The following is a 24,461-nucleotide window of genomic DNA, read 5'->3' on the forward strand; positions in this document are numbered from 1 at the left end:
CGCGGGCGCCACCGCGGAGGCGGCCAAGACCGACCGCATCGTGGTGGAGGTCAAGGACCTCACGGCCGGGTACCTGCCCGGCATCAACATCATCAACGGCGCCAACCTGGTCGCCCGCAAGGGTGAGCTGATCGGCATCATCGGCCCGAACGGCGCCGGCAAGTCGACGCTGCTGAAGGCCATCTTCGGCATGGTGAAGGTGCGCGACGGAGACATCACCGTCGACGGTGAGAGCGTGGTCGGGCTGAAGTCCGACAAGCTCGTGCAGCGCGGCGTCGGCTTCGTGCCGCAGACCAACAACGTCTTCCCCTCGCTCAGCATCGAGGAGAACCTGCAGATGGGCCTGTACCAGCGCCCGAAGGTGTACGCCGAGCGCCTGGAGTTCGTCACCGGCATCTTCGCCGAGCTGGGCAAGCGCCTCAAGCAGCGGGCCGGCTCGCTCTCCGGCGGTGAGCGGCAGATGGTCGCGATGTCGCGCGCGCTCATGATGGACCCGTCGGTGCTGCTGCTGGACGAGCCGTCGGCCGGTCTGTCGCCCGTGCGCCAGGACGACGCGTTCATCCGCGTCTCCGACATCAACAAGGCGGGGGTGACGACCATCATGGTCGAGCAGAACGCCCGTCGCTGCCTGCAGATCTGCGACCGCGGCTACGTCCTCGACCAGGGCCGCGACGCGTACCACGGCACCGGCCGCGAGCTGCTGAACGATCCGAAGGTCGTCGGCCTCTACCTCGGCACGCTGGGCACCGAGGGGCACTGACCCCGCACCTGCACCAAGAATCGGAGCGGATGCCTCGGAGAGAGGCATCCGCTCCACTTCTTCGTGTGCGCGCGGCATCCCGGCCACTGGGGCGACAACGGCAGAGGGCCCCGGATCGCTCCGGGGCCCTCTGGTGTCGACTGACCCGAATCAGTTGATGCGGGTGTGCGTGTTGTCGGCGCCGTACTCGAAGATGCCGATCGACGCCTCGGTCGGGTCGCCGTTCTCGTCGAACGTGACGTTGCCCGAGTAGCCGTCGTAGTCGGCGGTGCCGCCGTCGAGGATGATGTCGGCGCACTCCTCGAACGAGGTGCACTTCTCACCCTCGCCGCTGCCGCCCGAGACCTCCTGCAGCTTGCCGGCGATGTCGGCCGGGTCGTTGGAGTTGGCTGCGAGTGCGGCCAGCGCCAGGAGCACGACGGCGTCGTACGACTCAGCGGCGTAGTTGAGGTCGGCGAGCTCTTCGTTGCCCTCGCCGGTCCACCACTCGTTGAGGCGCTCGATGAAGTCGTCCTCGAGAGCGGGTCCGGGCTGCGTGCCCTTCGAGCCCTCGATGCTCACCGGCATCTCGTCGCCCCACTGGCTGGTGTTGCCGTCGACGAAGTAGAAGTTGCCTCCGTCGAAGCCCTCCGCCACGATGGCCGGCACGATCGTCGAGGTCTCGACGAAGCCGATCACGGCGATCGCGTCGGGGCTCTCGGCGAGCACCGCGCTGACCTGCGCGTCGAACGTGGTGTCGGTCGCGTTGTACGCCTGGCTGGCGACGACCTCTCCACCGGCGGCCTCGAAGTTCTCGGTCAGCGCCGCCTCGAGACCCGTGCCGTACGCGTCGTTGAGGTAGATGATGCCGAGGCTCTGGTGGCCGTCCTCGGCGATCAGGTTGCCGAGCACCTCACCCTGGAGCAGGTCGCTGGGAGCGGTGCGCCAGTAGAGGTTGTCGTCGTCCCACGTGGTGAAGTCCGGCGAGGTGTTGGCCGGGGAGAACGTGATGACGCCCGCGGCGACCGCCTGGTCGAGGAACAGCTTGGTCACACCGGACGAGGCGGCGCCGATGAGCGCCTGAACGTCGTTGCCCAGCAGGCGCGGGACGGTGGTCTCGTAGGCCTTGTTGTCGGGGTCGCCCGAGTCGCCGAACTCCACGTCGACCGTGATGCTCTTGGCGGCCTCGTTGATGTCGGCCGCGGCGAGGCCGACACCGGCCTCCTCGGGCGGGCCGAGGAACGCCAGGGCTCCGGTCTGCGGAAGGACCGTGCCGATGTTCAGCGAGAGTTCCTCGCGGTCCTCGCTGGGGGCACTGGTCTCGCCTCCGCCGGTGTCACCGCCGCCGGTGCAACCGGCGAGGACGAGGGCGCTGGCGCCGGCGAGCGCGATGCCACCGAGGACGGTGGCCTTGCGCGAGCGGGTGAAGACGCTCATGTTGCTCCTTGCTGTATGTATGTGGGCGCGGCTCGGGCGCCCGACCCAATGCGATAAACCTAACCGCGCCGGAGGGCGCGGAGTGTTGCCATTCGTTAACGATGTGTAACGCGTGTGACCGGGGCATTCCGTTCCGATAACGGCCCGCGGCGCCACCATACCCCCCAGCGGTATAGACTGGCCATCGCGGTACCCCACAGGGGTATCACCGACCGGTTCCAAGAGAGGGAAGCTATGACTGAGGCCGAGTACAAGGTGACGGGCATGAGCTGCGGGCACTGCGAGGCATCCGTGCGCGGCGAGGTGTCCAAGCTCGCCGGCGTCGAGGACGTCCACGTCAGCGCCGCCGCCGGCACCCTGAAGATCGTGTCCTCCGCCGAGCTCGCCGACGAGGCGGTCATCGCCGCGGTCGACGAGGCCGGCTACACCGCGGTCCGCGCCTGATGGCCCCCGCCTCGGCCCCGGCCGCCCGGATCGAGCTCGAGATCGGCGGCATGACGTGCGCGTCCTGCGCCTCGCGGATCGAGAAGCGGCTCAACCGGCTCGACGGGGTCGAGGCATCCGTCAACTACGCCACCGAGAAGGCGGTCGTGCGGGGCCCCTCGGGCCTCGACGCGCAGACGCTCATCGACGAGGTCGTCAAGACCGGCTACACCGCGGCGGTGCCCGCTCCCCCTGTGGAGGACGCGACCGCGCACGAGGATGCGGATCCCGAGCTGCGCGCGCTGCGGCAGCGGCTGATCGGATCGATCGTGCTGTCGGTGCCGGTGATCCTCATGGCGATGATCCCGCCGCTGCAGTTCACGTACTGGCAGTGGGCGTCGCTCGCCCTGGCCGCCCCGGTCGTGGTGTGGGGCGCGTGGCCCTTCCACCGCGCGGCGTGGGTCAACCTCCGCCACGGCGCAGCGACCATGGACACGCTCATCTCGCTCGGGGTGTCTGCGGCCTTCCTGTGGTCGGTGTACGCGCTGTTCCTGGGGCACGCCGGCATGCCCGGGATGACGCACACGTTCGAGTGGTCCGTCACCCCGAGCGACGGAGCGGGCGACATCTATCTCGAGGTCGCCGCGGGCGTCACCACCTTCGTGCTGGCGGGCCGGTACTTCGAGCAGCGCTCGAAGCGGCGCGCGGGTGCGGCGCTGCGGGCCCTCCTCGAGATCGGCGCGAAGGACGTCGCCGTGCTGCGGCCGACCGCCGCCGGCGCGACGGAGGTGCGCGTGCCGATCGCCGAGCTGCGCGTCGGCGACGAGTTCGTGGTGCGGCCCGGCGAGAAGATCGCAACCGACGGCGTCGTGGCATCGGGGACGTCGGCCGTCGACGCCTCGATGGTCACCGGCGAGTCCGTGCCCGTCGAGGTCGTGCCCGGCGACGCGGTCGTCGGCGCCACCGTCAACGCCGGCGGGCGGCTCGTGGTGCGCGCGACCCGCGTGGGCGACGACACGCAGCTCGCCCAGATGGCGCGCCTGGTCGAGGAGGCCCAGTCCGGCAAGGCGCAGGTGCAGCGCCTGGCCGACCGGATCTCCGGGGTCTTCGTGCCTGTCGTGCTGCTGCTCGCGCTCGGCACGCTCGTGGCATGGCTGCTCACCGGCGCCCCGGCATCCATGGCCTTCACCGCCGCCGTCGCGGTGCTGATCATCGCGTGCCCCTGCGCGCTCGGGCTCGCCACCCCCACCGCGCTGCTCGTCGGCACCGGCCGCGGCGCGCAGCTCGGCATCCTCATCAAGGGGCCCGAGGTCCTGGAGTCCACGCGCACCGTCGACACCGTCGTGCTCGACAAGACCGGCACGGTCACGACCGGCCGGATGGCCCTCGTCGACGTGGTGGTCGCGTCGCAGACGGGGCAGACGGATGCCGCGGCATCCGGTCGCTCTCAGCTCCTCCGTCTCGCGGGTGCGCTCGAGCACGCGTCCGAGCACCCGATCGCGCAGGCGATCGCCCGCGCGGCCGCCGATGAGACCGGACCGCTCGCCGACGTCGAGGCGTTCCAGAACGTGCCGGGGAAGGGCGTCTCGGGCGTCGTGGACGGCCACGCCGTGCTCGTCGGACGCGAAGCGCTCCTCACCGACTGGTCGCTCGCGCTGCCCGCCGATGTCGCCGCGGCCAAGGCATCCGCCGAGGCGCTCGGGCGCACCGCCGTGCTGGTCGCCGCGGACGGCGCCGTGCGAGGACTCCTCGTGGTGGCCGACCAGGTGAAGCCGACGAGCGCCGAGGCCGTCGCGCAGCTGCGCGCGCTCGGGCTCACGCCGGTGCTGCTCACCGGAGACAACGCCGCCGCGGCGCGCGCGATCGCCGACGAGGTCGGCATCGAGCGCGTCACCGCCGAGGTGCTCCCGCACGACAAGGTCGCCGTCATCGAGGCGCTGCAGGCGGAGGGCCGCGTGGTCGCGATGGTCGGCGACGGCGTCAACGACGCTGCCGCCCTCGCTCAGGCAGACCTGGGACTCGCGATGGGGACGGGGACGGATGCCGCGATCGAGGCATCCGACATCACGCTCGTCCGCGGCGATCTGCGCAGCGCCGCCGACGCGATCCGGCTCTCGCGGGCCACGCTCGGCACCATCAAGGTGAACCTGTTCTGGGCCTTCGCGTACAACGTCGCCGCGATCCCCCTCGCGGCCCTCGGGCTGCTGAACCCTATGATCGCCGGAGCGGCGATGGCCTTCTCGAGCGTCTTCGTCGTGGGCAACAGCCTGCGGCTGCGCCGGTTCCAGAGCCTCTCCACCCGTCACCGCTGAAGGAGTCCGACATGACCGACACCACCCTCGCGCCTTCGCCCGCCGGAGAGCACTCCCACCACGGCTACATCACCGACAAGGACAAGTACCTCAACCGCCTGAAGCGCATCGAGGGTCAGGCCCGCGGCATCCACAAGATGGTGGAGGACGAGAAGTACTGCATCGACATCCTCACGCAGATCAGCGCCCTGACCTCGGCGCTCGAGGCCGTCGCGGTCGGGCTCCTCGACGACCACCTGCGCCACTGCGTCGTGGACGCGGCTCGCCTGGGCGGCCCCGAGGCCGACGCGAAGATCACCGAGGCCTCGCAGGCCATCGCACGCCTCGTGCGCTGAGCTGAGCGACGAGGCCTCACGCGGCCGCGCGCATGCGCCGGGCGTGGAGGATCGAGTCGACCGTCAGCACCGAGAGCGCGAGCCACACCAGCCCGAAGCCGATCCACCGCTCCAGCGGCATCGGCTCCCCGAGCACCAGCCACCCCACGAGGAACTGCAGGATGGGCGCCACGAACTGCAGCAGCCCGATCGTCGTGAGCGAGACCCGGCGGGCGCCCGCGGCGAACAGCAGCAGCGGGATCGCGGTGACGATGCCCGCGAGGCTCAGCAGCACGGCGTGCGGCCAGCCGGCGGCGCCCATCGTGAGCCCCTCCGTCACGCCGACGATCACGAGGACCGCCACCGCGATCGGGGTCAGCCACAGCGTCTCGAGGGTGAGGCCGCTGACGGCATCCACCGACGGCCCGACCTTCTTCTTGACCAGGCCGTACACGCCGAACGACGCCGCGAGGGTGAGGGCGATCCACGGGAAGGCGCCGTAGCCGACGACGATCACGGTGACCGCCGCCGCGGCGATGCCGATGGCGACCCACTGCGTCGGCCGCAGGCGCTCCCGCAGCACGAGCACCGCGAGCAGCACGGTGGCGATCGGGTTGATGAAGTAGCCGAGGCTCGTCTCGATGACGTGCCCGGTCAGCGCGCCGTAGATGAAGACCTGCCAGTTGACGTAGATGACCAGGCCCGCGATCACGGTCAGCCCGAGGACCCGCGGCTGCCGGAAGATGGCGACGAGCCGCGGCCAGGTGCGCGTCACCGTGAGCAGCAGCGCGCAGAACGCGAGCGACAGCAGGATGCGCCACGCCACGATCTCCCACGGCCCGGTGGGAGCCAGCAGCAGGAAGTACAGCGGCAGGAAACCCCACAGCAGGTACGCCGAGAACGTGTAGATCCCGCCCAGCGAGCGCTCCCGCGCCTCGGCGACGCGGACGGCGCCGGTGCTGGTCGTGACCCCGAGGTCCAGCGCCGTCGAGTCGTCGAGCCCGTCCGCCTCGGCGCGTTCGGGGAGGCGGGACTGCTCGTGACTCACCGGGTCAGCCTACGCCCGCCCGACGCGGGCGGCGCGGGGATGAGCCCGACACACGGCGAGAGGGTCGGATGCCGAAGCATCCGACCCTCTCGGTTCGCGCAGCGCGCGGGACTCAGCGGACGACGACCGCCAGGACGTCGCGGGCCGACAAGACGAGGAACTCGTCGCCGCCGAACTTGACCTCGGTCCCGCCGTACTTGCTGTAGATCACGCGGTCGCCGACGGCGACGTCGATCGGGATGCGGTTGCCGTTGTCGTCGATACGACCCGGGCCCACCGCCACGACCTCGCCCTCCTGGGGCTTCTCCTTGGCGGTGTCGGGGATGACCAGACCGCTGGACGTGGTCTGCTCGGCCTCGACCTGCTTGATGACGATGCGGTCCTCGAGCGGCTTGATGGAAACCGACACGGTCTACCTCTTCCTTCTTGAGACTAAGACTCGTTAGCACTCTGCCCTTGAGAGTGCTGATGTCAGTCTAGGCAACCGGCTGGCACTCACGCAACGTGAGTGCCAACGGATGACCGGAACGCCGGGGCGCTTCGCTTTCCCACTCATCCCTTGAGACGCGATCGCATGACGGCGTATCATCGGCGACTGTCGGGCCTCTCTTGGGGAAGAGAGCTTCGACGCGGGATCGGGGGAGCTCGCACATCGAAACGTGGGGGCATGTTTTCGCATGGCTGAGCAGTATTACCTTGCTGTGGATCTCGGGACCAGCAGGGTCGGCGCGGCAACAGCGCGCATCACCGGGGACGGCAGCATCTCATCGGCGCCGTTCGCACTGGGGCGCCGCGGCGACAGCGTCGCGGCCGTCGTCTTCGTCGGCGAGGCGGGCGACCTCCTCTTCGGCGATGCCGCCGAGCGGCGAGGCGTGACGGAGCCGGAACGGCTGATCCGCGAGTTCAAGCGCAGCATCGGAGACGAGGTCCCGCTGGTCGTGGGCGATCGGGCGATCCGCGCCGAAGAGCTCTACGCGCGGACCGTCGCGGACATCATCGCCATCGTCGGCGAGCGGGAGGGCACCGCGCCGGCGGGCGTCACCCTGACGCATCCGGTCACCTGGGGACCGCACCGTCTCGGTCTGATCAGCGCGGCGCTGGCGGACGTCGGGATCCGCGACGTGGAGTACATGACCGAGCCCGAGGCCGCGGCACGCCACTACGAGGCCTCGCGCGAACTCGCGCCCGGAGCGACCATCGCCGTCTACGACCTGGGCGGCGGCACGTTCGACGGCGTGCTGCTGCGCAAGAGGGAGTCCTCGTTCGAGCTCATCGGCGAGCCGGTGGGCCTCAGCGACCTCGGCGGCACCGACTTCGACGACGCGGTGGTGCGCCACGTGCTCCGCTCCGCCGACGTCTCCAGCGAGGCGCTCGACGACTCCTCCGCCGATGCGCGGGTCGCGCTGTCGCAGCTTCGCCGTGAATGCGTGGACGCCAAAGAGGCGCTGTCGTTCGACTCCGACGTCGTGGTCCCCGTGCTGGTCGCGGCCGGCCGCTCGAGCGTCCGGCTGACCCGCGCCGAGTTCGAGGACATGATCGACCCGTTCGTGTCGCGGACGATCGACGCGCTCGAGCGGGCGCTCGACGCGGTCGAGATCGACCCCGCCCAGCTCGACGCCGTGCTGCTCATCGGCGGATCCTCCCGCATCCCGCTGATCACCCAGCGGCTCTCCGAGCGCCTGGACCGGCCCACGGCCATCGACGCCGATCCGAAGGCCTCCATCGCGCTGGGAGCAGCTCACACCGCGCTGATCCGCGCCATAGACGGCGAGATCACGGCACGCGGCGAACTCGTCGTCTTCGAGGGCGCACCGAGCGCGGTGCTCGAGCTCTCAGCCGCCGTCGACGCATCAGCACCGGCGGCGCCGGTCTCTCCGGTCGTCGCGCAGACGGGACCCGGCCTCCGGCACACCATCGCCGTCTCGGCGGCGGCGGTCCTCGTCGCTGCGGCGATCGTCTTCGGCAGCACGATGACGCTCGGCAACGGCAGCGAGGGCTTCCTCTCGCTGTCGGGCTGGGAGCCGACGCCGGCACCCGCCGAGGACAACGCAGCTGATCCCGCGGAGCCGGACGACGCCGATGCGGTCGAGACGGCGCCCGAGTCGGGCCCCGGGTCGGACGGCGCGGCAGATCCGGGCGCCGGAAAGCAGAACATCCGGCAGGGCGCGCCGATCTCGAAGGCGACGCCGAACCGCACGACCTCGACGACGACGAGGGAAGGCACGTCCACGCGGCCGGCCGCCGGATCGTCGACCCCGGCTCCGACCGGCAGCGCCCCGCGGCCCGATCCGGGCCCCACGACCGGCGGGACGACGCAGCCGGCACCGACGACGCAACCGGAGCCCACGACCCAACCGGAGCCCGAGCCGGGGCCGGCGACGCAGCCGGAACCCGAGCCGACGACGCAGCCGGAGCCGACGCCGGAGCCGGAGCCCGAGCCGGTCCCCCAGCCCGAGCCGGAGCCGGAGCCGACGTCGCCACCGGCCGACCCGGCACCGGAGCCGGCGCCCACCGAGGTGCAGCCGGCACCGGATCCCTCCCCTGCCCCCGAGACCGTCTCCTGACGCCGCCGGACCGCCTGGGGATCCGATGTCAACGCCGACCGCCGTCATGGCGTCGTACTTCGACGCCGCCGACTTCACGGGTGCGCGCCACGCGCAGCCTCTCATCGATGTGCTCACCGAGCGCGAGACCCCGACCCGGATGCTCATCTCGGGCAACGCCGGATCGGGCAAGACGACGATCCTCCGGGGTGCGCAGCGCTACCTCGCCGGCAGCGATGTGCCGCTGCACGTGCTCGGTCCCGACACCGACGTGACGCGCGTCCCCGCCGGGAGCGTGCTCCTCGTCGACGACCTGCATCTGCTGCCGTCGGCACAGCTCGACGGCCTCAGCGCGCGGGCCGCCGATCCCGACAGCTCCCTCGTGGCAGCGAGCAGGCCGTGGCCGACCTCGAGCCGGCTGTCGGACATCGCGCGCCACCTGGAGCGCGGCCGGCCCGCGCTCGTCCTCGGGCACGTGACGCGCTCGGACGTGCTCGACCACCTCTCCGCCACCGGCCGCGAGATCTCAGCGCCGTGCCTGGACCACATCCTCGAGGCGACCGGCGGCGTCTCCTGGCTCGTCTCCGCGGCGCTGACCGCGCACGACGATCGCGACTGCGCCGACGACGCCGGCCATCTGGCGCTGGGTCGCGTGCTCGGGCAGAGCGTCGCGCACCGGCTGGGCGTCGTGAACCCGGAGGTGCGGCGCGCGGTGGAGACGATCAGCGTGGCGGCCGGGGATGACACCCCGCCCGCAGCCGAGCTGCCGGGCGACCCCGACGGTGTCATCGCACAGGCATACGCCGACGGCCTGCTCCTGCGCAACGGGCGGCCCGTGCCGATCGTGCGCGCCGCCGTCTGCGCGACCCTTCCCGCCCGCCGGATCGTCGAGCTCGTGACCGCTCATCCCGGCGGGGTCGATCCCGCCGGGCGGAGCGGGCCCGACTGGCTCTCCGACGTGCGCGACGCCCGTCTCGGCGCGGCGCTGATCGAGCGCGGGGATCAGCTGATCGACGTGGACCCCGTGCGCGCCGGGGACTTCTACCGCGCCGCCGCCGAGGCCGGAGCGTCCTCCGCCGACCTCCACGCCAAACGCGCCCAGGTGGCGTGGGCGACCGGCGACATCGACGACGCCGCCCAGCGGATCGACGAAGCCATGGCGTCCCCCGACCGCGACGGCGCCGTGGACGCCCGGCTCGCCGACGTCGCCGCCGCGACGTGGTCGATGCGGGGGATGCTCCAGACCGGCTGCGCCGTCTACGACGCTCTGCCGCCGACGTCGGCCGAGGCATCCGCTCGAGAGCTCATCGCCCGCATCGGCATCGGCGACCGCCGGGCGCTCGCCGATGACGGCGAAGCCCCGCCGGCCCCGGTCGGGGCGCCCTCCACCCTGACCGTCGCGATGGGGCTCGTCCGCCGGGGACTGCGCGCCTCGCTGGAACCGGCGCACCCGGGCGCCGCCCTCGCCGATCTCGTGCGGGGGTCGCACCTCTACACTGCGTCGCGCTCGTCGGCGCCGATGCCGGAGCTTCCCGCCGTGATCGCCGCGGTCGCCGCGATCAGCGCGGGGGATCTCGCCACGGCGGAGTCGGTCGTCGACGCCGCGATCGAGGGTCACACGGGAACGCCGTGGATGCTGTCCCGGCTGATGCTGTGGCGCGCAGCGGTCGCACTCGGTCTCGCCCAGGGAGGGAAGGCGCGCGAGTCCCTCGACGCCGCCCTCGCGCTGGCACCTACCCCGTCGCCGCGGGACGACCTGCTGGCGCAGGCCGTCCGCGTCGGCCTCGCCAGGCGGTACGAGGATGCGGCGGGGCTCGCGGTCGCCTGGCGGCGCGGCCGGGACAGCCTGATGGAGGCCGACGTCGACCTCTACACGCTGCTGCCGGTCGCGGAGCTCGTGACCGCCGGCGCACGCGTCGGCGACGAGACCGCGACCCAGTCGCTGTTCGCCCAGGCCCTTCGGGTCGTGGAGTCGCTGGGGTCGCCGCCCCTGTGGACGGCCCATCTGCGGTGGGCCGGCATACAGCGCGGCATCCTGCTCGACCATCCCGACTATCTCGGACCCCATGCCCACGCGCTCGTGGATGCGGCCTCCAGCAGTCGCGTCGCGGCGACCATGGCGAGTGCGGGACGGCTGTGGACCTCGGTGCTGGCGGGGACGGTGGATGCCGACGCCGTCGAGGCGTCCGCCCAGGCGCTCGGCGCCATCGGGCTGAAGTGGGACGCCGCGCGGCTCGCCCGGCACGGCGCCAACCGCTCGGACGACCGGAAGGTCTCGGCCCGGCTGCTCGCGTGCGCGCGCGAGCTGCATCCGCAGGAGATGCGGACGACGGATGCCGCGGCCCAGAGCGCCACCGCGCGCCCGAGCGCCGCCCCCGGGCTCAGCGAACGCGAGACGGATGTCGCGCGCCTGGTCGTGCAGGGGAAGACCTACGCCGAGATCGGGGAGACGATCTTCATCTCGCCGCGGACGGCCGAGCACCACATCGCCAGCATCCGGCGCCGGCTCGGCGCGACATCGCGCTCCGATCTGATCGCCAAGCTGCGCGTCGCCCTGAGCCAGCCGGACCCGGCTTCCGAGGGGCACGTATGACGACCCCGCACGCGGCCGCAGAACCCCGTAGACCCTCACCTCCGCTTCGGGGGAATCCCCGATTCACCCGGAGCGACGACCACCTAACCTCAGCAATGAGCCTCGAAGTGACAGGAGCCGAGTCATGACAACACCGCTGGCAACGATTGCCGATGCCCTGATCGAGTTCATCCTCAGCCTGCTCAACGACCCAGCGGCCGCGGCGGAGTTCGAAGAGGATCCGGAGGGCACGCTCGCGCGCAACGGGCTGAGCGAGGCCTGCGTCGACGACGTCCGCGCCGTCGCGCCCGTCATCGTCGACCGTCCCGACGTCTACGTGAAGCCGTCCCCCCCGCCCGCCCCTCCCGGCCCGCCGAAGCCGCCGACCGTCGAGAACGAGATCACCAACATCACCCAGTCCTTCGCGATCGACAACCGGGCGACGATCGTCGACCAGTCGGTCAACCAGAACATCTGGGCCGACGGCGACGTCAACCAGATCTTCGACCAGGAGGCCGTGGTCAACAGCGGTGACAACGGTGCCGCCGCGGGCGAGGACGCCGCCGTGGACAACTCGAACGACACGACGACCGTGGGCGACGTCAGCATTGGCAACGAGGAGACGACGACCACCATCGACGGCTCGTTCAACGACGGTTCCACCAACACCGAGAACGACATCGAGGTCGACATCGAGGACTCGGTGAACGACAGCTCCACCGACGTCGCGGTCGACGTGGACGTCGAGGAGTCGTTCACCGACACCGAGACGACGCAGACGGTGACGGACGTCGACATGTCGAACGAGGGCAACTACGCGTCCGAGGACGCGACGGCGATCTCGATCGACGAGACGTACATCGAGCCGGAGTCCGAGGAGGAGTTCTGAGGTCCGACGTGTCCGAGCCCGCCGACGACGACCGCTCGCGCGCCCTGGCCGGTCCAGGGCGCGCGAGCGCGCGCCCGAAGCCCCCTCCGCCGACGTTCGGGGACCCACCGCAGCAGACGGGCACCGCCATCGGCCGGGTGCCGGTGGCGAAGGCGACCGCCGCCGAGGTGTCGGCCGCCCGACCGTCGGGGTCGCGCGACGGCGCTCCGCCGGCGGGGCCGCGCGACGGCGTTCCGCCGGCGTCCGCATCACGGTCGCGACGAGAGGCTCCGGAGCGTCCGCCTACCGGGAGCCCGAACGCCGCGCCCATCCTGACGAAGCTGCCGCCGCCCTTCACGGTACGGCTCAGCCAGTTCCTGTGGGTGCTGAGCCTCCTCACCGGCGGCATCGCGGTCGTCTACCTCTTCGTGATCCGCGAGGACCAGGTGCCGCTGATCACCGAGGTCGTCAAGGGCGTCGCGGAGGGCCGCAGCGAAGAGACCTACACGGCGGCGGCCGACATCCTCTACTGGTCGGTGTTCGCCGTGATGGTCTCGCTGTTGCTCATCCAGATCGTGCTGCTGGTGTCCTTCACGAATCGCAAGCCGAACGTGAGGTGGTGGCAGCTGGCGACGGTGCTGGGGCAGATCGGCCTGTTCCTGCTGTCGTCCGAGTTCTTCGCCACGGGAGAGCACGGACCCGTGCTGCGCCAGGTGCTGTTCGCGCAGTGGGCGCTAGCGGCGCTCGCGCTCCTCTTCAGCTCGTTCCGCGGCGCCCTGCAGTGGACCGCCCGCAAGTACGACGTCCGCCGTGCCGGCGGCGAGGGCGACTTCTGACGCCACCTCCTCGAGGCTGCGGATCACCTGGCGCGCCACGTCCACGGTCGCCCGCTCGGCCAGCGGAGACGCGCCGAGCCTCCGCCAGCGGACCAGCAGCTCCACCGCCGTCTCGTGCAGCTGCGACGGTGTGGCCGAGTCCGGCAGTCCGAGGCGAGCGGGCGCCGATATGCCCCGGCCGCCGATGATGCGCTCGGCTTCGACGGCATCGGATCGGCTCAACGGCAGGTGGGAGGATCGCGCACGGGCGAGGAGCGACAGCTCCCGCAGCGCGTGCGCGGAGGCGTAGATCCGCTCCACTCCCCCGACAATCGCCTCGGTGCCTGTACGAGGGCTGTCGCGCAGGAGCGCCTGGAGCGCATCGAGCACCCCTCGCATCTTCAGCGCCGCCGCACGGCTGCGGAACTGCTCCCCGATGAACTGCTGCAGCTCGTTCAGCCCGCTCTGCTGCACCAGCTGCTCCGAGAGCTGCGTCGAATCCGTCGCGCCCGCGCGGATGAGGGCGCCGGCAAGACGCACGCCGAAGATGCCGAAGCGGCTCAGCAGCCGACGGCGCTCCTCCTCGCTGAGCCGCGTCGAGTCCGTGGGACGGACGAAGCGGTCGGCGGAGACCATCAGCGCCTCGCGCGCCGTGCGATCGAGGGCGGCGAGCTCCTGGAACGCGCTGAACTCGTCTTCCCGCATGGTTCGCGCGCTCTCCGCCAGCAGCCCCGCGACCGGGACCACCCCGAGAGACAGCGAGGCGAGCTCGCCGTCCTTCTCGTAGCGCTGCGCGACCTTGCCGGCCGACAGCAGCGAGTCGATGCGGCCCGCCCCGATCTCGTCGGCGCGAGACAGCACCGCCACCGCATTGACCGTCTGCGAGGCGCCTGCCGCCGTGTCGCGGAACGACTCCAGGAACTTCAGATCGGACGCGTGCATATGGCGCATGAGGTAGACGATGGCGTCGGCCGACGACGGCTCGGTATCGGGGACGAGGAACCGGGTGGATCGCGCCGAGACGTCCCGCGAGAGCGACGCGATGCCGGGGGTGTCGATCAGGATGAGCGAGCGCAGGCCCGTCGACGGCCACCCCACATCGATCCACGCCGCGTCCTCCGGCGAGATGTCGCCGAGCTCGAGGACAAGACGGCCCTCCTCGCGATGGATCGGCATCCGCCGCGGCGGTCCCTCATGCGGGTGGAGGGTGACGGTGGGGGTCGCCGAGTACCGGTACCACGTCACCACACGGGTGCACTCGCCGGCGTCGGTCGGAGCGAGACGCTCGCCCAGCATCGCGTTGAGCAGCGTGGACTTCCCCGCCTTCACCATCCCCGCCAGAGCCAGCCGCAAGGGCTCCCGCAGCCGGCGATCGAGGTCGGAGAGCACCGCCATGGCGGCGGGATCGTCGATGTAGAGCTCGGAGGCGGCGCGGACGAGCGCGGCCGTGTCTGCTGCCGTGGAGGTGCTCACCGCTTCGCGGCCTCCACGGCCCGCGCCGGAGGAAGCGCGGGGATCTTCGCCCGCAGCGCCTCGAGCTGCTGGACCTGCGCCTGCAGCTCCTTCACGCGCTTGTCGCTCTCGCCCGCGTACGCACCGGCGGCCTGCTTGGCGGCCAGCACCGCGTCCGACAGCGAGCGGTGGATCTCGTCGGCCATGCTGCCGAAGTGGTCGCGCGCGGCGCGCTGGACGATGCGCAGGCGGTCCTTGAGCTGCTTCCCCACCTGGAACTGCACCTCGTCGAGGTACTTCCGGACGAGCGTCTTGGCCTCGAATCTGCGCCTGGTCAGCCGCGAGCTCATGTCCTCGCGGTACGCGCGGCGGCCCACGAGCACGCCGGCCAGGATCGACAGCGGGTTGATGAGCGTGAGGCCGATGAGACCGGTCGCCAGGCCCACCATCAGCACGCCGCCGTACGAGCCGCGGACGCCGATGAAGATCTTCTCGGCCGCCCCCATCTGGCGGTGACCGAGGTCGGAGATCCCCTCGACCGGGTCCAGGACGCCCTCGGTGTCTCCCACCTCGATGATCGGCAGGTCCGCCTCGCCCTCGTTGAACAGTTCGGCGACCTCCTCCGACAGCCACCGTGAGCGCTCGTCGGTCCAGACGAACGTCTCCGAGACGGCCGCCGACACCCGCTGGTCGAGCCACTCCGTGATCTGGTCCCAGATCGGACCCGGATCGCCTTCGTCGATCGCGTCCTCGGCCTCCCGCTGCACCTTGCGCAGCCGGTCGCGCAGGTCGTGCTCCATGTCGGAGATGAGGTCGGCGACGCCGTCGTTCAACGTGACCTGCCACTTCGAGGAGCGGCCGCGGAACTCATCGGCGCGCGTCCGGGCGTCCTCGAGCTGCGCGATGAGCCTCGGGGTGTCCTCCGGGTGGAGGATCGCCTCGAGCTCGGACGTGAGCGACATCTTCAGCTGCTCGACGACGGAGAGCAGATCGTGCACGGCGCTTCGCGCGTGGATGAGCTCGGCGCGGCCGAGGACGTCCTGACGAAGGTGCGCCACGAGGGCGGGGAAGCCGGACTCGTTGTTGAGCTCGCGGTCCTGCGCCTCGGCGGCGATGAGGCGCAGATCGCTCGAGACGGCGAAGATCGGCACGTCGCCGATATCGCCGAGGTGCGCGCGGTCGATGCGCTCGATGTCGCGCCACTGCGGGTAGATGTCGGTCTTGGCGAGCACCGCGGCCACGTTCGGTGAGACGCGCATGGCGTGTTTGAGGAACTGCACCTCGGGCTCGGTGTACTCCTGCGACGCGTCCGAGACCAGCAGGACGGCGTGCGCGGACGACAGTGCGGCGAGGGTGGCGAGGGCGTTGGTCGAGTCGAGCCCGCCGACGCCGGGCGAGTCGACCAGGCGCAGTCCGCCCTTGAGAAGCTCCCTGGGGAGCACGACCTCGGCGGCGACCACCTTGCGCTCGTTGCTCGGGTTGCCGCTCTCGGAGACGAACTGGGCGATGTCCTCCAGCGCGATCTGCTGACGGACGGGCGGCTCGCCGTCGTCCGACGGCGCGAGCGTCACCCACGCGTCGGGGGTCGGGGCGTACCCGACGGAGGTCGGCACGCTGGTGGCCACGTCGTCGTCGACCGGGCATACGGGGGCGTTGACGAGCGCGTTGATGAGCTTGCTCTTGCCCTGCTTGAACTCGCCGACGACGATGACCCGCACGTTCGGGTCCTGCAGCCGTTCGTGCGTGTGGTCCAGGCGCCGCGCCAGGTCCGCGCGTCCCGTCGACGCGGCCAGCCGGCCCACGTTGTCGACGATCGCGACGAGCGCCTTGCTCGTCGCGCGTTCCACCGCGGACGGCGCCGCGGGCTCGGCATCCTGCGCGCTCGAACTCCTGACGGCTACAGCATCAGACACGTGTGTCCCCCTCGACGCGTCTCCCCCGGTACCACGCTACGACATCGGCCCGCCGCCCATGGCGGCGGGCCATCGATCCCGCACACCGGTCTTGCCCGGCCGCCGGGTGAGGCGACCGGGCAAGGTGGTCGGTTATCAGAGATCGATGAGGTTGTCGCCTGCGACGTCCCCGCCGGGGCTGAAGAAGTTGCCGCTGTTCTCCCACTCGAAGTCGTTCTCGACCTCGGTGTTGAACTCCTCGTTGAAGGAGTCCTCGATCTCGACCTCGACCTCGGTGTGGTCGGAGTAGTCGTTGAACGAGTCGTCGATCTCGACCTCGAACTCGTTCCACTCGTTGGTCGAGTTGTCCTGGAACGAGTCCTTGATGTGCGTGTCGATCCACGTGTTGCCGATCGAGACGTCGCCGACCTCCGTGTTGGTCCACGAGTTGTCGACGGTCGCGTCGTCGCCGGCGGCGGCACCGGCGTCGCCGGAGTTCACGACGTTGCCGCCGAAGAACGCCTGGTTGACGTCGTCGCCCGCGGCGATGTTCTGGTTGACCGAGCTGTCGACCACCGTCGCGCGGTTGTCCAGCTCGAGGTGCAGCGCGCCCGCACCCGCTGCGGCAGCGGCCGCCGCAGCGCCACCGCCCAGCACGCCGCCGATGTTGAGGTCGCCGCCGACGCCGGTGTTGTACTGACGCACGCCCACGGTGACGGAATCGTCGTTCAGCGTGGTCTCGTTGAACGAGTCCGTGATGTCGACGTCGATCTCCGTCTCGGTCTCGTTGTACGAGTCCTCGTTGCCGGAGTCCTCGATCTCGACCTCGGTCTCGTTGTACGAGTCCTCGTTGCCCGAGTCCTCCACCTCGATCTCGGTCTCGGTGTCGTTGTAGGAGTCCTCGTTGCCCGAGTCCTCCACGTCGATCTCGGTCTCGTTGCCCGAGTCCTCGATGTCGACCTCGGTGTCGTTGTACGAGTCCTCGTTGCCGGTGTCCTCGATGTCGGTCTCGTTGCCCGAGTCCTCGATGTCGACGTCGGTGTTGCCGATCTCGTTGTCGGATGCGATGTCGTTGCCGACGGCGCTGTTGACGTTGTTGTCGTCGTTGCCGACCGCGCTGTTGACGTTGTTGTCCTCGACATCGACGTCCGTGTCGTTGCCGACCACGTTGCCGTCGTTGCCGACGACGTTGTCCTCGACCTCGACGTCGGTGTTCCCGACCTCGTTGTTGGAGAGGACGTCTTCGATGTTCGTCTGAACACCCAGCACGTTGGTGTTGTCGTCAGCCATGATCAATCCTTTTCTCGCTGAGCCAGGTTGGCGGTGTGGGATGAGTCTCTTCCTGGGCGCGTCCGCCCACATCCGGAGGTATCCCGCAGTTCCCCCCTCCGGGATGGGGGATCCGATCGGGGGCTTCGGGGATCGCCCGGGGTTCGAGCCCGTAGGCTCGGCGGGTGGAGATGTCCGAACTGGAGGCGCTGCTGACGCCCGAGGGCCTGCGGCTGCTCGACGCGATGGCGCCGGTGGAGTCCTCCGACGACGTCGCCCGCGCGGTCACGCGCCTGCGCCGCGAGGGGCACTCCCCGGACCTGGTGTCGGCGGTCGTCGGCCAGGCGCGCCTGCGCACCCGGGCGACCGCGAAGTTCGGCGATCTCGCCGCCCGGATGCTCTTCACGCGCGCAGGCCTCGAGCAGGCCACGCGCCTGCCGATCGCGGTCCGCCATGCGGCCCGCTTCCGCGAGGCGGGCTTCACGCACGTCGCCGACCTCGGGTGCGGCATCGGCGGCGACGCGCTCGGGCTCGCGGGGCTGGGCCTGAGGGTCACGGCCGTCGAGGCCGACGAGGTGACCGCCGGCATCGCCGCCTATAACCTCGCTCCGTTCGGCGCGGACGCCGAGGTGCGCCACGGCACCGCCGAGACGGCCGACCTCGCCGGCGTCGACGCGGTGTGGCTCGACCCGGCGCGTCGCACCGCCGGGCACACCGAGACGGCGCGCACGCGCCCCGAGGACTGGTCGCCGCCGCTCGACTGGGTGTTCGACCTCGCGCACCGCATGCCGGCCGGCGTGAAGCTCGGCCCCGGGCTGGACCGCGAGTCCATCCCCGACGACGTCGAAGCCCAGTGGGTGAGCGCGGACGGCTCCACGGTCGAGCTCGTGCTGTGGTCGGGCGCCCTGGCGCGTGCGGGCGTGCGACGCGCGGCGCTGGTCATGCGCGGCGAGTCCGCCCACGAGCTGACCAGCGGGGCGGATGCCTCGGACGAGCCGGTCCGCGAGCTCGGGGCGTACCTGCACGAGCCCGACGGCGCGGTGATCCGCGCGCGGCTCATCGGCGACGTCGCGCGCTCGCTGGAGGCGGGGATGCTCGACGAGCACATCGCCTACCTGACGTCGGACGCCGCGCTGACGTCGCCGTTCGTGTCGACCTTCCGCGTGCGCGAGACGCTCCCGGCCGATGAGAAAGCCCTCGCGAAGGCGCTGCGGGAGCGCGGCATCGGGCGCCTCGAGATCAAGAAGCGGGGCGTCGACGTCGACCCGGCGACGTTGCGGACACGGCTGAAGCTGCGCGGCGGCGAGGCGGCGACGCTGATCCTGACGCGGATCGGCACCCGCCGGACCGCGATCCTCGCCGACCGCGTCTGACCCAGCCAGGCCGCCCGGTCGGGGCCTGGCCTCGTCAGCGTCCGATTCCGTCGGACCCTGCCGCGTCAGCCGAAGAGGTTGGCCCGCATCGCGGCGAAGAGCAGCCACCCCGCACTGTAGAGGATCGAGACCGTGCCCAGCGCGATCGCCCACACCGCGACGGCCCGGCTCTCGAGCGGGCGGCGCAGCGCGATGATCGCCGAGACGACGGCGACCAGGCCGATGGGGAAACCCCAGCCGACGAACAGCGACACGATCAGCCCGATGATGCCGAAGGCGAGCGCCCACCCGGCGAGCCCGCGGCTGAACGCGTCGTCGTCGGGAGCCACCCAGTCGCCGGCGTCGGCCGAGAATTCGCCGCCCGGCTCGGCGGGCGCCGTCTCGACGGTCACCGGGACGGGCGCCGTCGGAAGGCGCGAGAACCCGCCGCGATGCTCACCGGGAAGCGGCGACGCCTCCTGCGCGAGCTCGACGTCCGGCGACGGCGCCTCCACCGTCGCCCCGCCGGTCCCGGCCGGCGCCTCAGTCGTCATCCCACCGGCCGCGGCCGCCGCCTCGGCACCGCCACCGACGACCCGGCCGTCGGCGGGACGCGCCGGGGATTCCGGCGCGGCGGGAGGCGGCATCCGCTCGTCGCCTGTCATGCCCGCTCCGCGACCTGGATGTCGGTGACCGGCAGGGTGGAGTCGGCGCCGAACTCGAGGGTCGACGGCGGGCGGCCCGCCATGATGAGCTCCGACGTCAGCGCCGCGATCATGGCGCCGTTGTCGGTGCACAGCGACAGCGGCGGGATCCGCACCGTCACGCCCTCGGCGGCCGCCCGCTCGAGGGCGACGTCACGCAGGCGGCGGTTGGCGATCACGCCGCCGCCGAGCAGCAGGCGGGGCACGCCGTGGTCGCGGCACGCCGCCAGCGCCTTCGTGACGAGCACGTCGACGACGGCCTCGCGGAAGCTCGCCGCGACGTCGGCGACCGGCACCTCCTCGCCCGCGGCACGGCGCTGCTCCACCCACCGGGCGACCGCGGTCTTCAGCCCCGAGAACGAGAAGTCGTAGCGGTGGTTCGCCATGTCGGACGCCCGCGACAGCCCGCGGGGGAACGTGATCGCGTGCGGGTCGCCGGATGCCGCGGCGCGGTCGATCTCGGGACCACCCGGGTAGGGCAGCCCGAGCAGCCGCGCGACCTTGTCGAACGCCTCGCCGGCCGCGTCGTCCATCGTCTCGCCGAGCAGTTCGACGTCGCTCGTGAGATCGCGGACGAGGAGGAGCGAGGTGTGGCCTCCGCTCACGAGCAGCGCGACGGTGGGGTACTCGAGCGGCGGCGCCTCGGAATCCAGGATGTCGGCGGCGATGTGGCCGACGAGGTGGTTGACGGCGTAGAGCGGCTTGTCCAACGACACCGCGAGCGCCTTGGCCGCACCGACGCCGACCATGAGGGCGCCGGCCAGTCCCGGTCCGCTCGTCACCGCGACGGCGTCCAGGTCGGCCAGGGCCACGCCGGACTCGGCGAGCGCCGCCTCGATCGCCGGCTGCAGCGCCTCCAGGTGCGCGCGCGCCGCGACCTCGGGAACGACGCCGCCGTAGCGGGAGTGCTCGTCCATGGAGCTGGCGATCGTGTTCGACAGCAGCGTGCGCCCGCGGACGATCCCGATGCCCGTCTCGTCGCAGCTCGTCTCGATTCCGAGCACGAGCGGCTCGGCCGGGAACGTCGATGCGCTCACGTGCACACTCCCCCCTCCCAGGCCCCGCCGCTCCGGAATTCGGAGGTCGCGCCGTTTTCCGGATCCTGGGGGCGATCCGCTCCGGAAAGCGTGCGATCGTCCGAATTCCGGATCGCGGACTCAGCCGGAGCGGACGGATGCCGCGCCGCGGCCCAGCCGCGCAGGTCGAGCTTCATCACCACGGCGTCGACGTCGTCGGGCTGGTAGTAGCGGGGCTTGCGTCCGATCTCGAGGAAGCCCTCCGAGGCGTACAGCGCCTGGGCGACCGGGTTGTCGGCGCGGACCTCGAGGAACACCTCGACCACGCCGCGTCGGCGGGCCTCGTCGAGGAGGGCCCGAAGAAGGGCCCGGCCGCGACCACGGCCCCGCGACGCCTCGGCGATCGCGATGGTCTGGACGTCGGCATCCTTCGCGCTCTTCACCGCCCGCAGGCCGGCGTAGCCGAGCAGCCGGCCGGCCTCCTCGTCCACGACGTACCAGCCGTGCGGCGACGCGAGCTCCTCGCGCATCATCGCCTCCGACCACGCGTCGGTGGGGAACGAGGCGCGCTCGAGCGCCATGATGGCGGCGAGGTCGTCGCCCGTGGCGGCGCGGAGGGTCACGCGATCACCCGCTTGGGCGCGAGCGAGGGCGTCACGTCGGGCGAGCGCAGGTACAGAGCGTCGGCGGACGCGAGGCTGCGCCCGGCGGCGAGGGCGCGGGCCGCCGCGAGCGCGAGCATGGCGGCGGGGATGCGATCGGCGTCGCGCCGCGCGGCGCCCAGGCCGGCGAGCACGCCGTCGAGATCGTCGCGCGGGGCGAGTGCGGGTTCGGCGGTGCGGATCGGCAGGCCGTCGTCGTCGATGCCGCGGTACACGGTGTAGGCGAACTCGCGCCGGCGGGCGTCGGTCACCACCGCGAAGGTGCCGGCGTCGGCGTCCTCGGCGCCGGTGGCGTATCCCCAGTCCGTGGTCAGCGCGGTGTGCAGCAGGAGCTCGAGCGCGACGGCGTCGTGGCTGGGCACGGGCACGACCGGCACGCCGCGGCCGAGCGCGAACGTGCGCGCGGCGGCGATGCCCACGCGAAGGCCGGTGAACGGCCCCGGCCCCATGCCCGCGGCGACGTGCGTGATCCGGGAGGGATCGACGGATGCCTCCGAGAGCGCCCGCTCGATGAGCGTGCCGATGACCTCGGCATGACCGCGCGGGTCGGGGCTCTGCACCTCCGAGCGGATGACGCCGTCGAGCTCGACCACCGCCACGGCGGAGCCGAGCGAGGTGTCGATGCCCAGGATCACCCTTCCAGGGTAGTCGGCCGTCCTCGGGCGTCGGCTACGGGCGCCGGGCGATCGACACCCGCCGGGGGCTGTCGGCGTCGAGCTCGGCGTCGTGGGCGGTCGTGCCGCACGCGGTGTCGACGCCGCGGCCGTGCCACTCGCGCTCGATCTCGACGTCCCACCAGTGATCCCTGATGCCGTCGACGAGCCCCCTCCCCCACTCGACGATCACGACCGAGCCGTCGAAGTCGACGTCGAGGTCGTCGAGCTCCGCGGCGGAGCCGAGCCGGTAGGCGTCCACGTGCACCAGCGGCGCGCCGCCGGAGAGCGAGGGATGCGTGCGCGCGAGGACGAACGTCGGGCTCTGGACGGGTCCGCGCACGTCGAGGCCGCGGCCGATGCCGCGCGTGAGCGTCGTCTTGCCCGCCCCGAGGGGGCCGGTGAGCACCACCATGTCGCCGGGGCGCAGCATCCGTCCCATCTCCTCGCCGAGCGCCTCCATCGCCTCGGGCGAGGTGATCTCGCGGGTGCCCGCCAATGCGTCGATTCCCTGGGTCGCCTTCACGCCGGGTGCAACAACCGGTGCGCCGTCGTCGTTCCCGGTCATGGCGTCGTCGCCGGTCATTCCGACACCTGCCGCCGCGCCACGCGGGGTCCGACCCGCGTCACGATCTCGTAGTTGATCGTGCCGGCGGCATCCGCCCATTCCGTCGCCGACGGCGCGCCCAGGGTCGGGTCGCCGAAGAGCACCGCCTCGTCGCCGACCGAGACCGGGTGGTCGCCGACGTCCACGACGAACTGGTCCATCGCGATCCGCCCGGCCACCGTGAACCGGCGCCCGCCGATCAGCACGGGGCCTGCGCCGGACGCCTGGCGGGGGACGCCATCGGCGTAGCCGAGCGGGACCAGCGCGAGCGTCGTCTCGCGGTCGGTGCGGTAGTCGTAGCCGTACGACACGCCCTTGCCGGCGGGCACGCGGCGCACCGCCGCCACCGCGCCGCGCAGGGTCATCGCGGGGCGCAGGCCGAGGTCGGCCGACGTGCGGTCGTCGAACGGCGAGAGCCCGTACAGCCCGATGCCGATGCGCACGCACCCGAGCCGCGACTCGGGCAGGTCGATCGCGGCGTGCGTCGCCGCGATGTGCCGCAGCGGCGGGGCGAGCCCCAGCGAGGCGGCCACCCCCACGCCCTCCTCGAACGCCGTCAGCGCCGCACGGTCGTCGGCGGCCGAGGCGTTGGAGAGATGGCTGAAGAGCGCGATCACGCGGATGCGGCCGATGCGCTCCAGGCGCGCCGCCTCGGCGAAGACGACGCGGTAGTCGTCGGGCGCGATGCCGTTGCGCGAGAGGCCGGTCTCGAGCTTCAGGTGGACGCCGACGGGACGGTCGCCGGATGCCGCGGCCGCAGCCTTCTGCAGCTGGCCGAGGTTCGAGATGCCGAGCTCGATGCCGAGGGCGGCCGCCTCGGCGAAGTCGGCGTCCGGCGCGTGCAGCCACGCGACGATCGGGGCATCGATGCCGGCACGGCGCAGCGCCAGCGCCTCGGTGATGTCGGAGACCCCCAGGCGCGCGGCGCCGCCGGCCAGCGCGGCGTTGGCGGATCGCACGGCGCCGTGCCCGTAGCCGTCGGCCTTGACCACCGCGATGATCTCCGAGCCGGTGAGCCGGCGGAGGTGCCGCACGTTGTCCTCGATCGCGCCGACGTCGACCGTCGCCTCGCGCAGAGCGCCGGCGGGCAGGCGGCTCATGCGCGGTCCCCTGTGGTGTCGGGGGCGTCGCCGGTGCCGGTGTCGGTGCCGGTGTTGTCGGACGCGACGCCGGGCGCGGACTCCGCGATGACATAGGCGGTCGCGAGGCCCGCGTCGTGCGAGAGCGACAGGTGCAGCGCGGTGATCCCCCGCTCGGCGATGACGGCGGCCGTCGAGCCGCAGAGTGAGAAGACGGGGCGACCGGATGCCTCGGACGCGATCTCGATCTCGGTCCAGTGCACGCCGTCCGAGCCGCCGAGCGCCTTGATGAGCGCCTCCTTGGCGGCGTAGCGGGCCGCGAGCGAGTGCGGCTTGAGCACGCGCTCCGCGTCCGAGAAGAGGCGCTCGACGAGCCGGGGGGTGCGCTCGATGGTCCGCTCGAACCGCGGGATGTCGACCAGGTCGACGCCGATCCCGACGATCATGTGGTCCTCCTGCCGCCGCGGACGCGGCATCCGCCAGACTATCGCGCCGCGACGGCCGCACCTCCCCCGCCGACCTTTGCCCGCCGACCTTTGCCCGCCGACATCGCGGTTACTCGGCGAACGACCACGTCATCGGCGCCGATAGCGTGCGATCTCGCCGAGTACGCGGTTCCTCGACGGTGTGTGAGGTCGGGCGGACGCGACAGGACGCGACGCCCGGACGCGGACACGCCGGGACGCGACGACGCCGGGACCGGA

22 protein-coding genes are annotated in these 24,461 nt (G+C 71.8%); 9 read left to right on the forward strand and 13 right to left on the reverse strand.

Annotation, left to right across the window (positions count from 1 at the left end; genetic code table 11):
- Nucleotides 1–37: 37 nt before the first annotated feature.
- Nucleotides 38–760 carry an ABC transporter ATP-binding protein gene (locus ACZBH1_RS03235; RefSeq protein ID WP_336398334.1) on the forward strand — a complete coding sequence of 241 codons (723 nt, stop codon included), beginning with the start codon at nucleotides 38–40 and terminating at the stop codon, nucleotides 758–760.
- Between the two features lie 150 nt (nucleotides 761–910).
- Here ACZBH1_RS03235 and ACZBH1_RS03240 read toward each other — a convergent pair whose 3' ends face one another.
- The gene (locus ACZBH1_RS03240; protein WP_336398166.1) at nucleotides 911–2,176 is read right to left on the reverse strand and encodes an ABC transporter substrate-binding protein; all 1,266 of its coding nucleotides are present in this window, start codon (nucleotides 2,174–2,176) and stop codon (nucleotides 911–913) included.
- Nucleotides 2,177–2,410: 234 nt separating this feature from the next.
- On the opposite strand from ACZBH1_RS03240, the gene ACZBH1_RS03245 reads away from it, so the two are divergent.
- From ACZBH1_RS03245 to ACZBH1_RS03255, 3 genes are read left to right on the forward strand one after another with little or no spacing between them, the layout of a single operon-like run.
- Nucleotides 2,411–2,620: a heavy-metal-associated domain-containing protein gene (locus tag ACZBH1_RS03245; RefSeq protein WP_336398165.1), complete on the forward strand. Its 210-nt coding sequence runs from the start codon at nucleotides 2,411–2,413 to the stop codon at nucleotides 2,618–2,620.
- The gene (locus tag ACZBH1_RS03250) at nucleotides 2,620–4,911 is read left to right on the forward strand and encodes a heavy metal translocating P-type ATPase (protein WP_463645496.1); all 2,292 of its coding nucleotides are present in this window, start codon (nucleotides 2,620–2,622) and stop codon (nucleotides 4,909–4,911) included. The genes ACZBH1_RS03245 and ACZBH1_RS03250 overlap by 1 nt, the downstream gene beginning before the upstream one ends.
- Nucleotides 4,912–4,922: 11 nt before the next feature.
- Nucleotides 4,923–5,246, forward strand: a complete 324-nt coding sequence (locus ACZBH1_RS03255; protein WP_336398163.1) for a metal-sensitive transcriptional regulator — start codon at nucleotides 4,923–4,925, stop codon at nucleotides 5,244–5,246.
- A 16-nt stretch (nucleotides 5,247–5,262) separates the two neighbouring features.
- Here the strand turns inward: ACZBH1_RS03255 and rarD are convergent, their stop codons facing one another.
- Together rarD and groES are read right to left on the reverse strand one after the other, a co-directional pair.
- Nucleotides 5,263–6,144 carry an EamA family transporter RarD gene (gene rarD, locus ACZBH1_RS03260; RefSeq protein ID WP_336398333.1) on the reverse strand — a complete coding sequence of 294 codons (882 nt, stop codon included), beginning with the start codon at nucleotides 6,142–6,144 and terminating at the stop codon, nucleotides 5,263–5,265.
- Nucleotides 6,145–6,385: 241 nt separating this feature from the next.
- Nucleotides 6,386–6,682 carry a co-chaperone GroES gene (groES, locus tag ACZBH1_RS03265; RefSeq protein WP_463645497.1) on the reverse strand — a complete coding sequence of 99 codons (297 nt, stop codon included), beginning with the start codon at nucleotides 6,680–6,682 and terminating at the stop codon, nucleotides 6,386–6,388.
- A gap of 268 nt (nucleotides 6,683–6,950) precedes the next feature.
- Between groES and ACZBH1_RS03270 the strand changes: the two genes are divergently transcribed.
- From ACZBH1_RS03270 to ACZBH1_RS03285, 4 genes are all read left to right on the forward strand, one after another.
- Nucleotides 6,951–8,837 (forward strand): Hsp70 family protein, encoded by a 1,887-nt coding sequence (locus ACZBH1_RS03270; RefSeq protein WP_463645498.1) that lies wholly within the window; start codon nucleotides 6,951–6,953, stop codon nucleotides 8,835–8,837.
- Nucleotides 8,838–8,862: 25 nt separating this feature from the next.
- Entirely contained in the window at nucleotides 8,863–11,409 is a 2,547-nt protein-coding gene (locus tag ACZBH1_RS03275) for a helix-turn-helix transcriptional regulator (RefSeq protein WP_463645499.1), read from the forward strand.
- A 124-nt stretch (nucleotides 11,410–11,533) separates the two neighbouring features.
- The gene (locus tag ACZBH1_RS03280) at nucleotides 11,534–12,277 is read left to right on the forward strand and encodes an IniB N-terminal domain-containing protein (RefSeq protein ID WP_463645500.1); all 744 of its coding nucleotides are present in this window, start codon (nucleotides 11,534–11,536) and stop codon (nucleotides 12,275–12,277) included.
- An 8-nt stretch (nucleotides 12,278–12,285) separates the two neighbouring features.
- Nucleotides 12,286–13,092: a hypothetical protein gene (locus ACZBH1_RS03285; protein ID WP_452324127.1), complete on the forward strand. Its 807-nt coding sequence runs from the start codon at nucleotides 12,286–12,288 to the stop codon at nucleotides 13,090–13,092.
- On the opposite strand, the gene ACZBH1_RS03290 is transcribed toward ACZBH1_RS03285, so the two are convergent.
- The 3 genes from ACZBH1_RS03290 to ACZBH1_RS03300 form a co-directional block, all read right to left on the reverse strand.
- On the reverse strand, nucleotides 12,991–14,544 hold the full coding sequence (locus ACZBH1_RS03290; RefSeq protein WP_463645501.1) for a dynamin family protein: 1,554 nt from the start codon (nucleotides 14,542–14,544) through the stop codon (nucleotides 12,991–12,993). The two genes, ACZBH1_RS03285 and ACZBH1_RS03290, sit on opposite strands and share 102 nt — an antisense overlap.
- Nucleotides 14,541–16,436, reverse strand: coding sequence for a dynamin family protein (locus ACZBH1_RS03295; protein WP_452324125.1), 1,896 nt, complete (start codon nucleotides 16,434–16,436; stop codon nucleotides 14,541–14,543). The genes ACZBH1_RS03290 and ACZBH1_RS03295 overlap by 4 nt, the downstream gene beginning before the upstream one ends.
- A 135-nt stretch (nucleotides 16,437–16,571) precedes the next feature.
- Nucleotides 16,572–17,705: a hypothetical protein gene (locus ACZBH1_RS03300; protein ID WP_452324124.1), complete on the reverse strand. Its 1,134-nt coding sequence runs from the start codon at nucleotides 17,703–17,705 to the stop codon at nucleotides 16,572–16,574.
- A gap of 164 nt (nucleotides 17,706–17,869) precedes the next feature.
- Here ACZBH1_RS03300 and ACZBH1_RS03305 point away from each other — a divergent pair, with 164 nt between their 5' ends.
- Nucleotides 17,870–19,057, forward strand: a complete 1,188-nt coding sequence (locus tag ACZBH1_RS03305) for a THUMP-like domain-containing protein (RefSeq protein WP_463645502.1) — start codon at nucleotides 17,870–17,872, stop codon at nucleotides 19,055–19,057.
- A gap of 65 nt (nucleotides 19,058–19,122) precedes the next feature.
- Here the strand turns inward: ACZBH1_RS03305 and ACZBH1_RS03310 are convergent, their stop codons facing one another.
- From ACZBH1_RS03310 to ACZBH1_RS03340, 7 genes are read right to left on the reverse strand one after another with little or no spacing between them, the layout of a single operon-like run.
- Nucleotides 19,123–19,701, reverse strand: a complete 579-nt coding sequence (locus ACZBH1_RS03310) for a hypothetical protein (RefSeq protein WP_452324122.1) — start codon at nucleotides 19,699–19,701, stop codon at nucleotides 19,123–19,125.
- Nucleotides 19,698–20,783 carry a tRNA (adenosine(37)-N6)-threonylcarbamoyltransferase complex transferase subunit TsaD gene (gene tsaD / locus ACZBH1_RS03315; protein WP_378884106.1) on the reverse strand — a complete coding sequence of 362 codons (1,086 nt, stop codon included), beginning with the start codon at nucleotides 20,781–20,783 and terminating at the stop codon, nucleotides 19,698–19,700. Before tsaD ends, ACZBH1_RS03310 begins: the two co-directional genes overlap by 4 nt.
- Nucleotides 20,774–21,379: a ribosomal protein S18-alanine N-acetyltransferase gene (gene rimI / locus ACZBH1_RS03320; protein WP_463645503.1), complete on the reverse strand. Its 606-nt coding sequence runs from the start codon at nucleotides 21,377–21,379 to the stop codon at nucleotides 20,774–20,776. Before rimI ends, tsaD begins: the two co-directional genes overlap by 10 nt.
- Nucleotides 21,376–22,053, reverse strand: coding sequence for a tRNA (adenosine(37)-N6)-threonylcarbamoyltransferase complex dimerization subunit type 1 TsaB (gene tsaB, locus ACZBH1_RS03325; protein ID WP_378884101.1), 678 nt, complete (start codon nucleotides 22,051–22,053; stop codon nucleotides 21,376–21,378). The genes rimI and tsaB overlap by 4 nt, the downstream gene beginning before the upstream one ends.
- A 34-nt stretch (nucleotides 22,054–22,087) precedes the next feature.
- Entirely contained in the window at nucleotides 22,088–22,639 is a 552-nt protein-coding gene (gene tsaE / locus ACZBH1_RS03330) for a tRNA (adenosine(37)-N6)-threonylcarbamoyltransferase complex ATPase subunit type 1 TsaE (RefSeq protein WP_463646652.1), read from the reverse strand.
- Nucleotides 22,640–22,653: 14 nt separating this feature from the next.
- Nucleotides 22,654–23,778, reverse strand: coding sequence for an alanine racemase (gene alr, locus ACZBH1_RS03335; RefSeq protein ID WP_463645504.1), 1,125 nt, complete (start codon nucleotides 23,776–23,778; stop codon nucleotides 22,654–22,656).
- A complete protein-coding gene (locus tag ACZBH1_RS03340; protein WP_463645505.1) occupies nucleotides 23,775–24,203 on the reverse strand; it encodes a holo-ACP synthase in 429 nt (142 codons plus the stop codon). Before ACZBH1_RS03340 ends, alr begins: the two co-directional genes overlap by 4 nt.
- Between the last annotated feature and the right edge of the window lie 258 nt (nucleotides 24,204–24,461).

The sequence above is a fragment of the Microbacterium sp. ZXT2-5 genome, assembly GCF_055329545.1.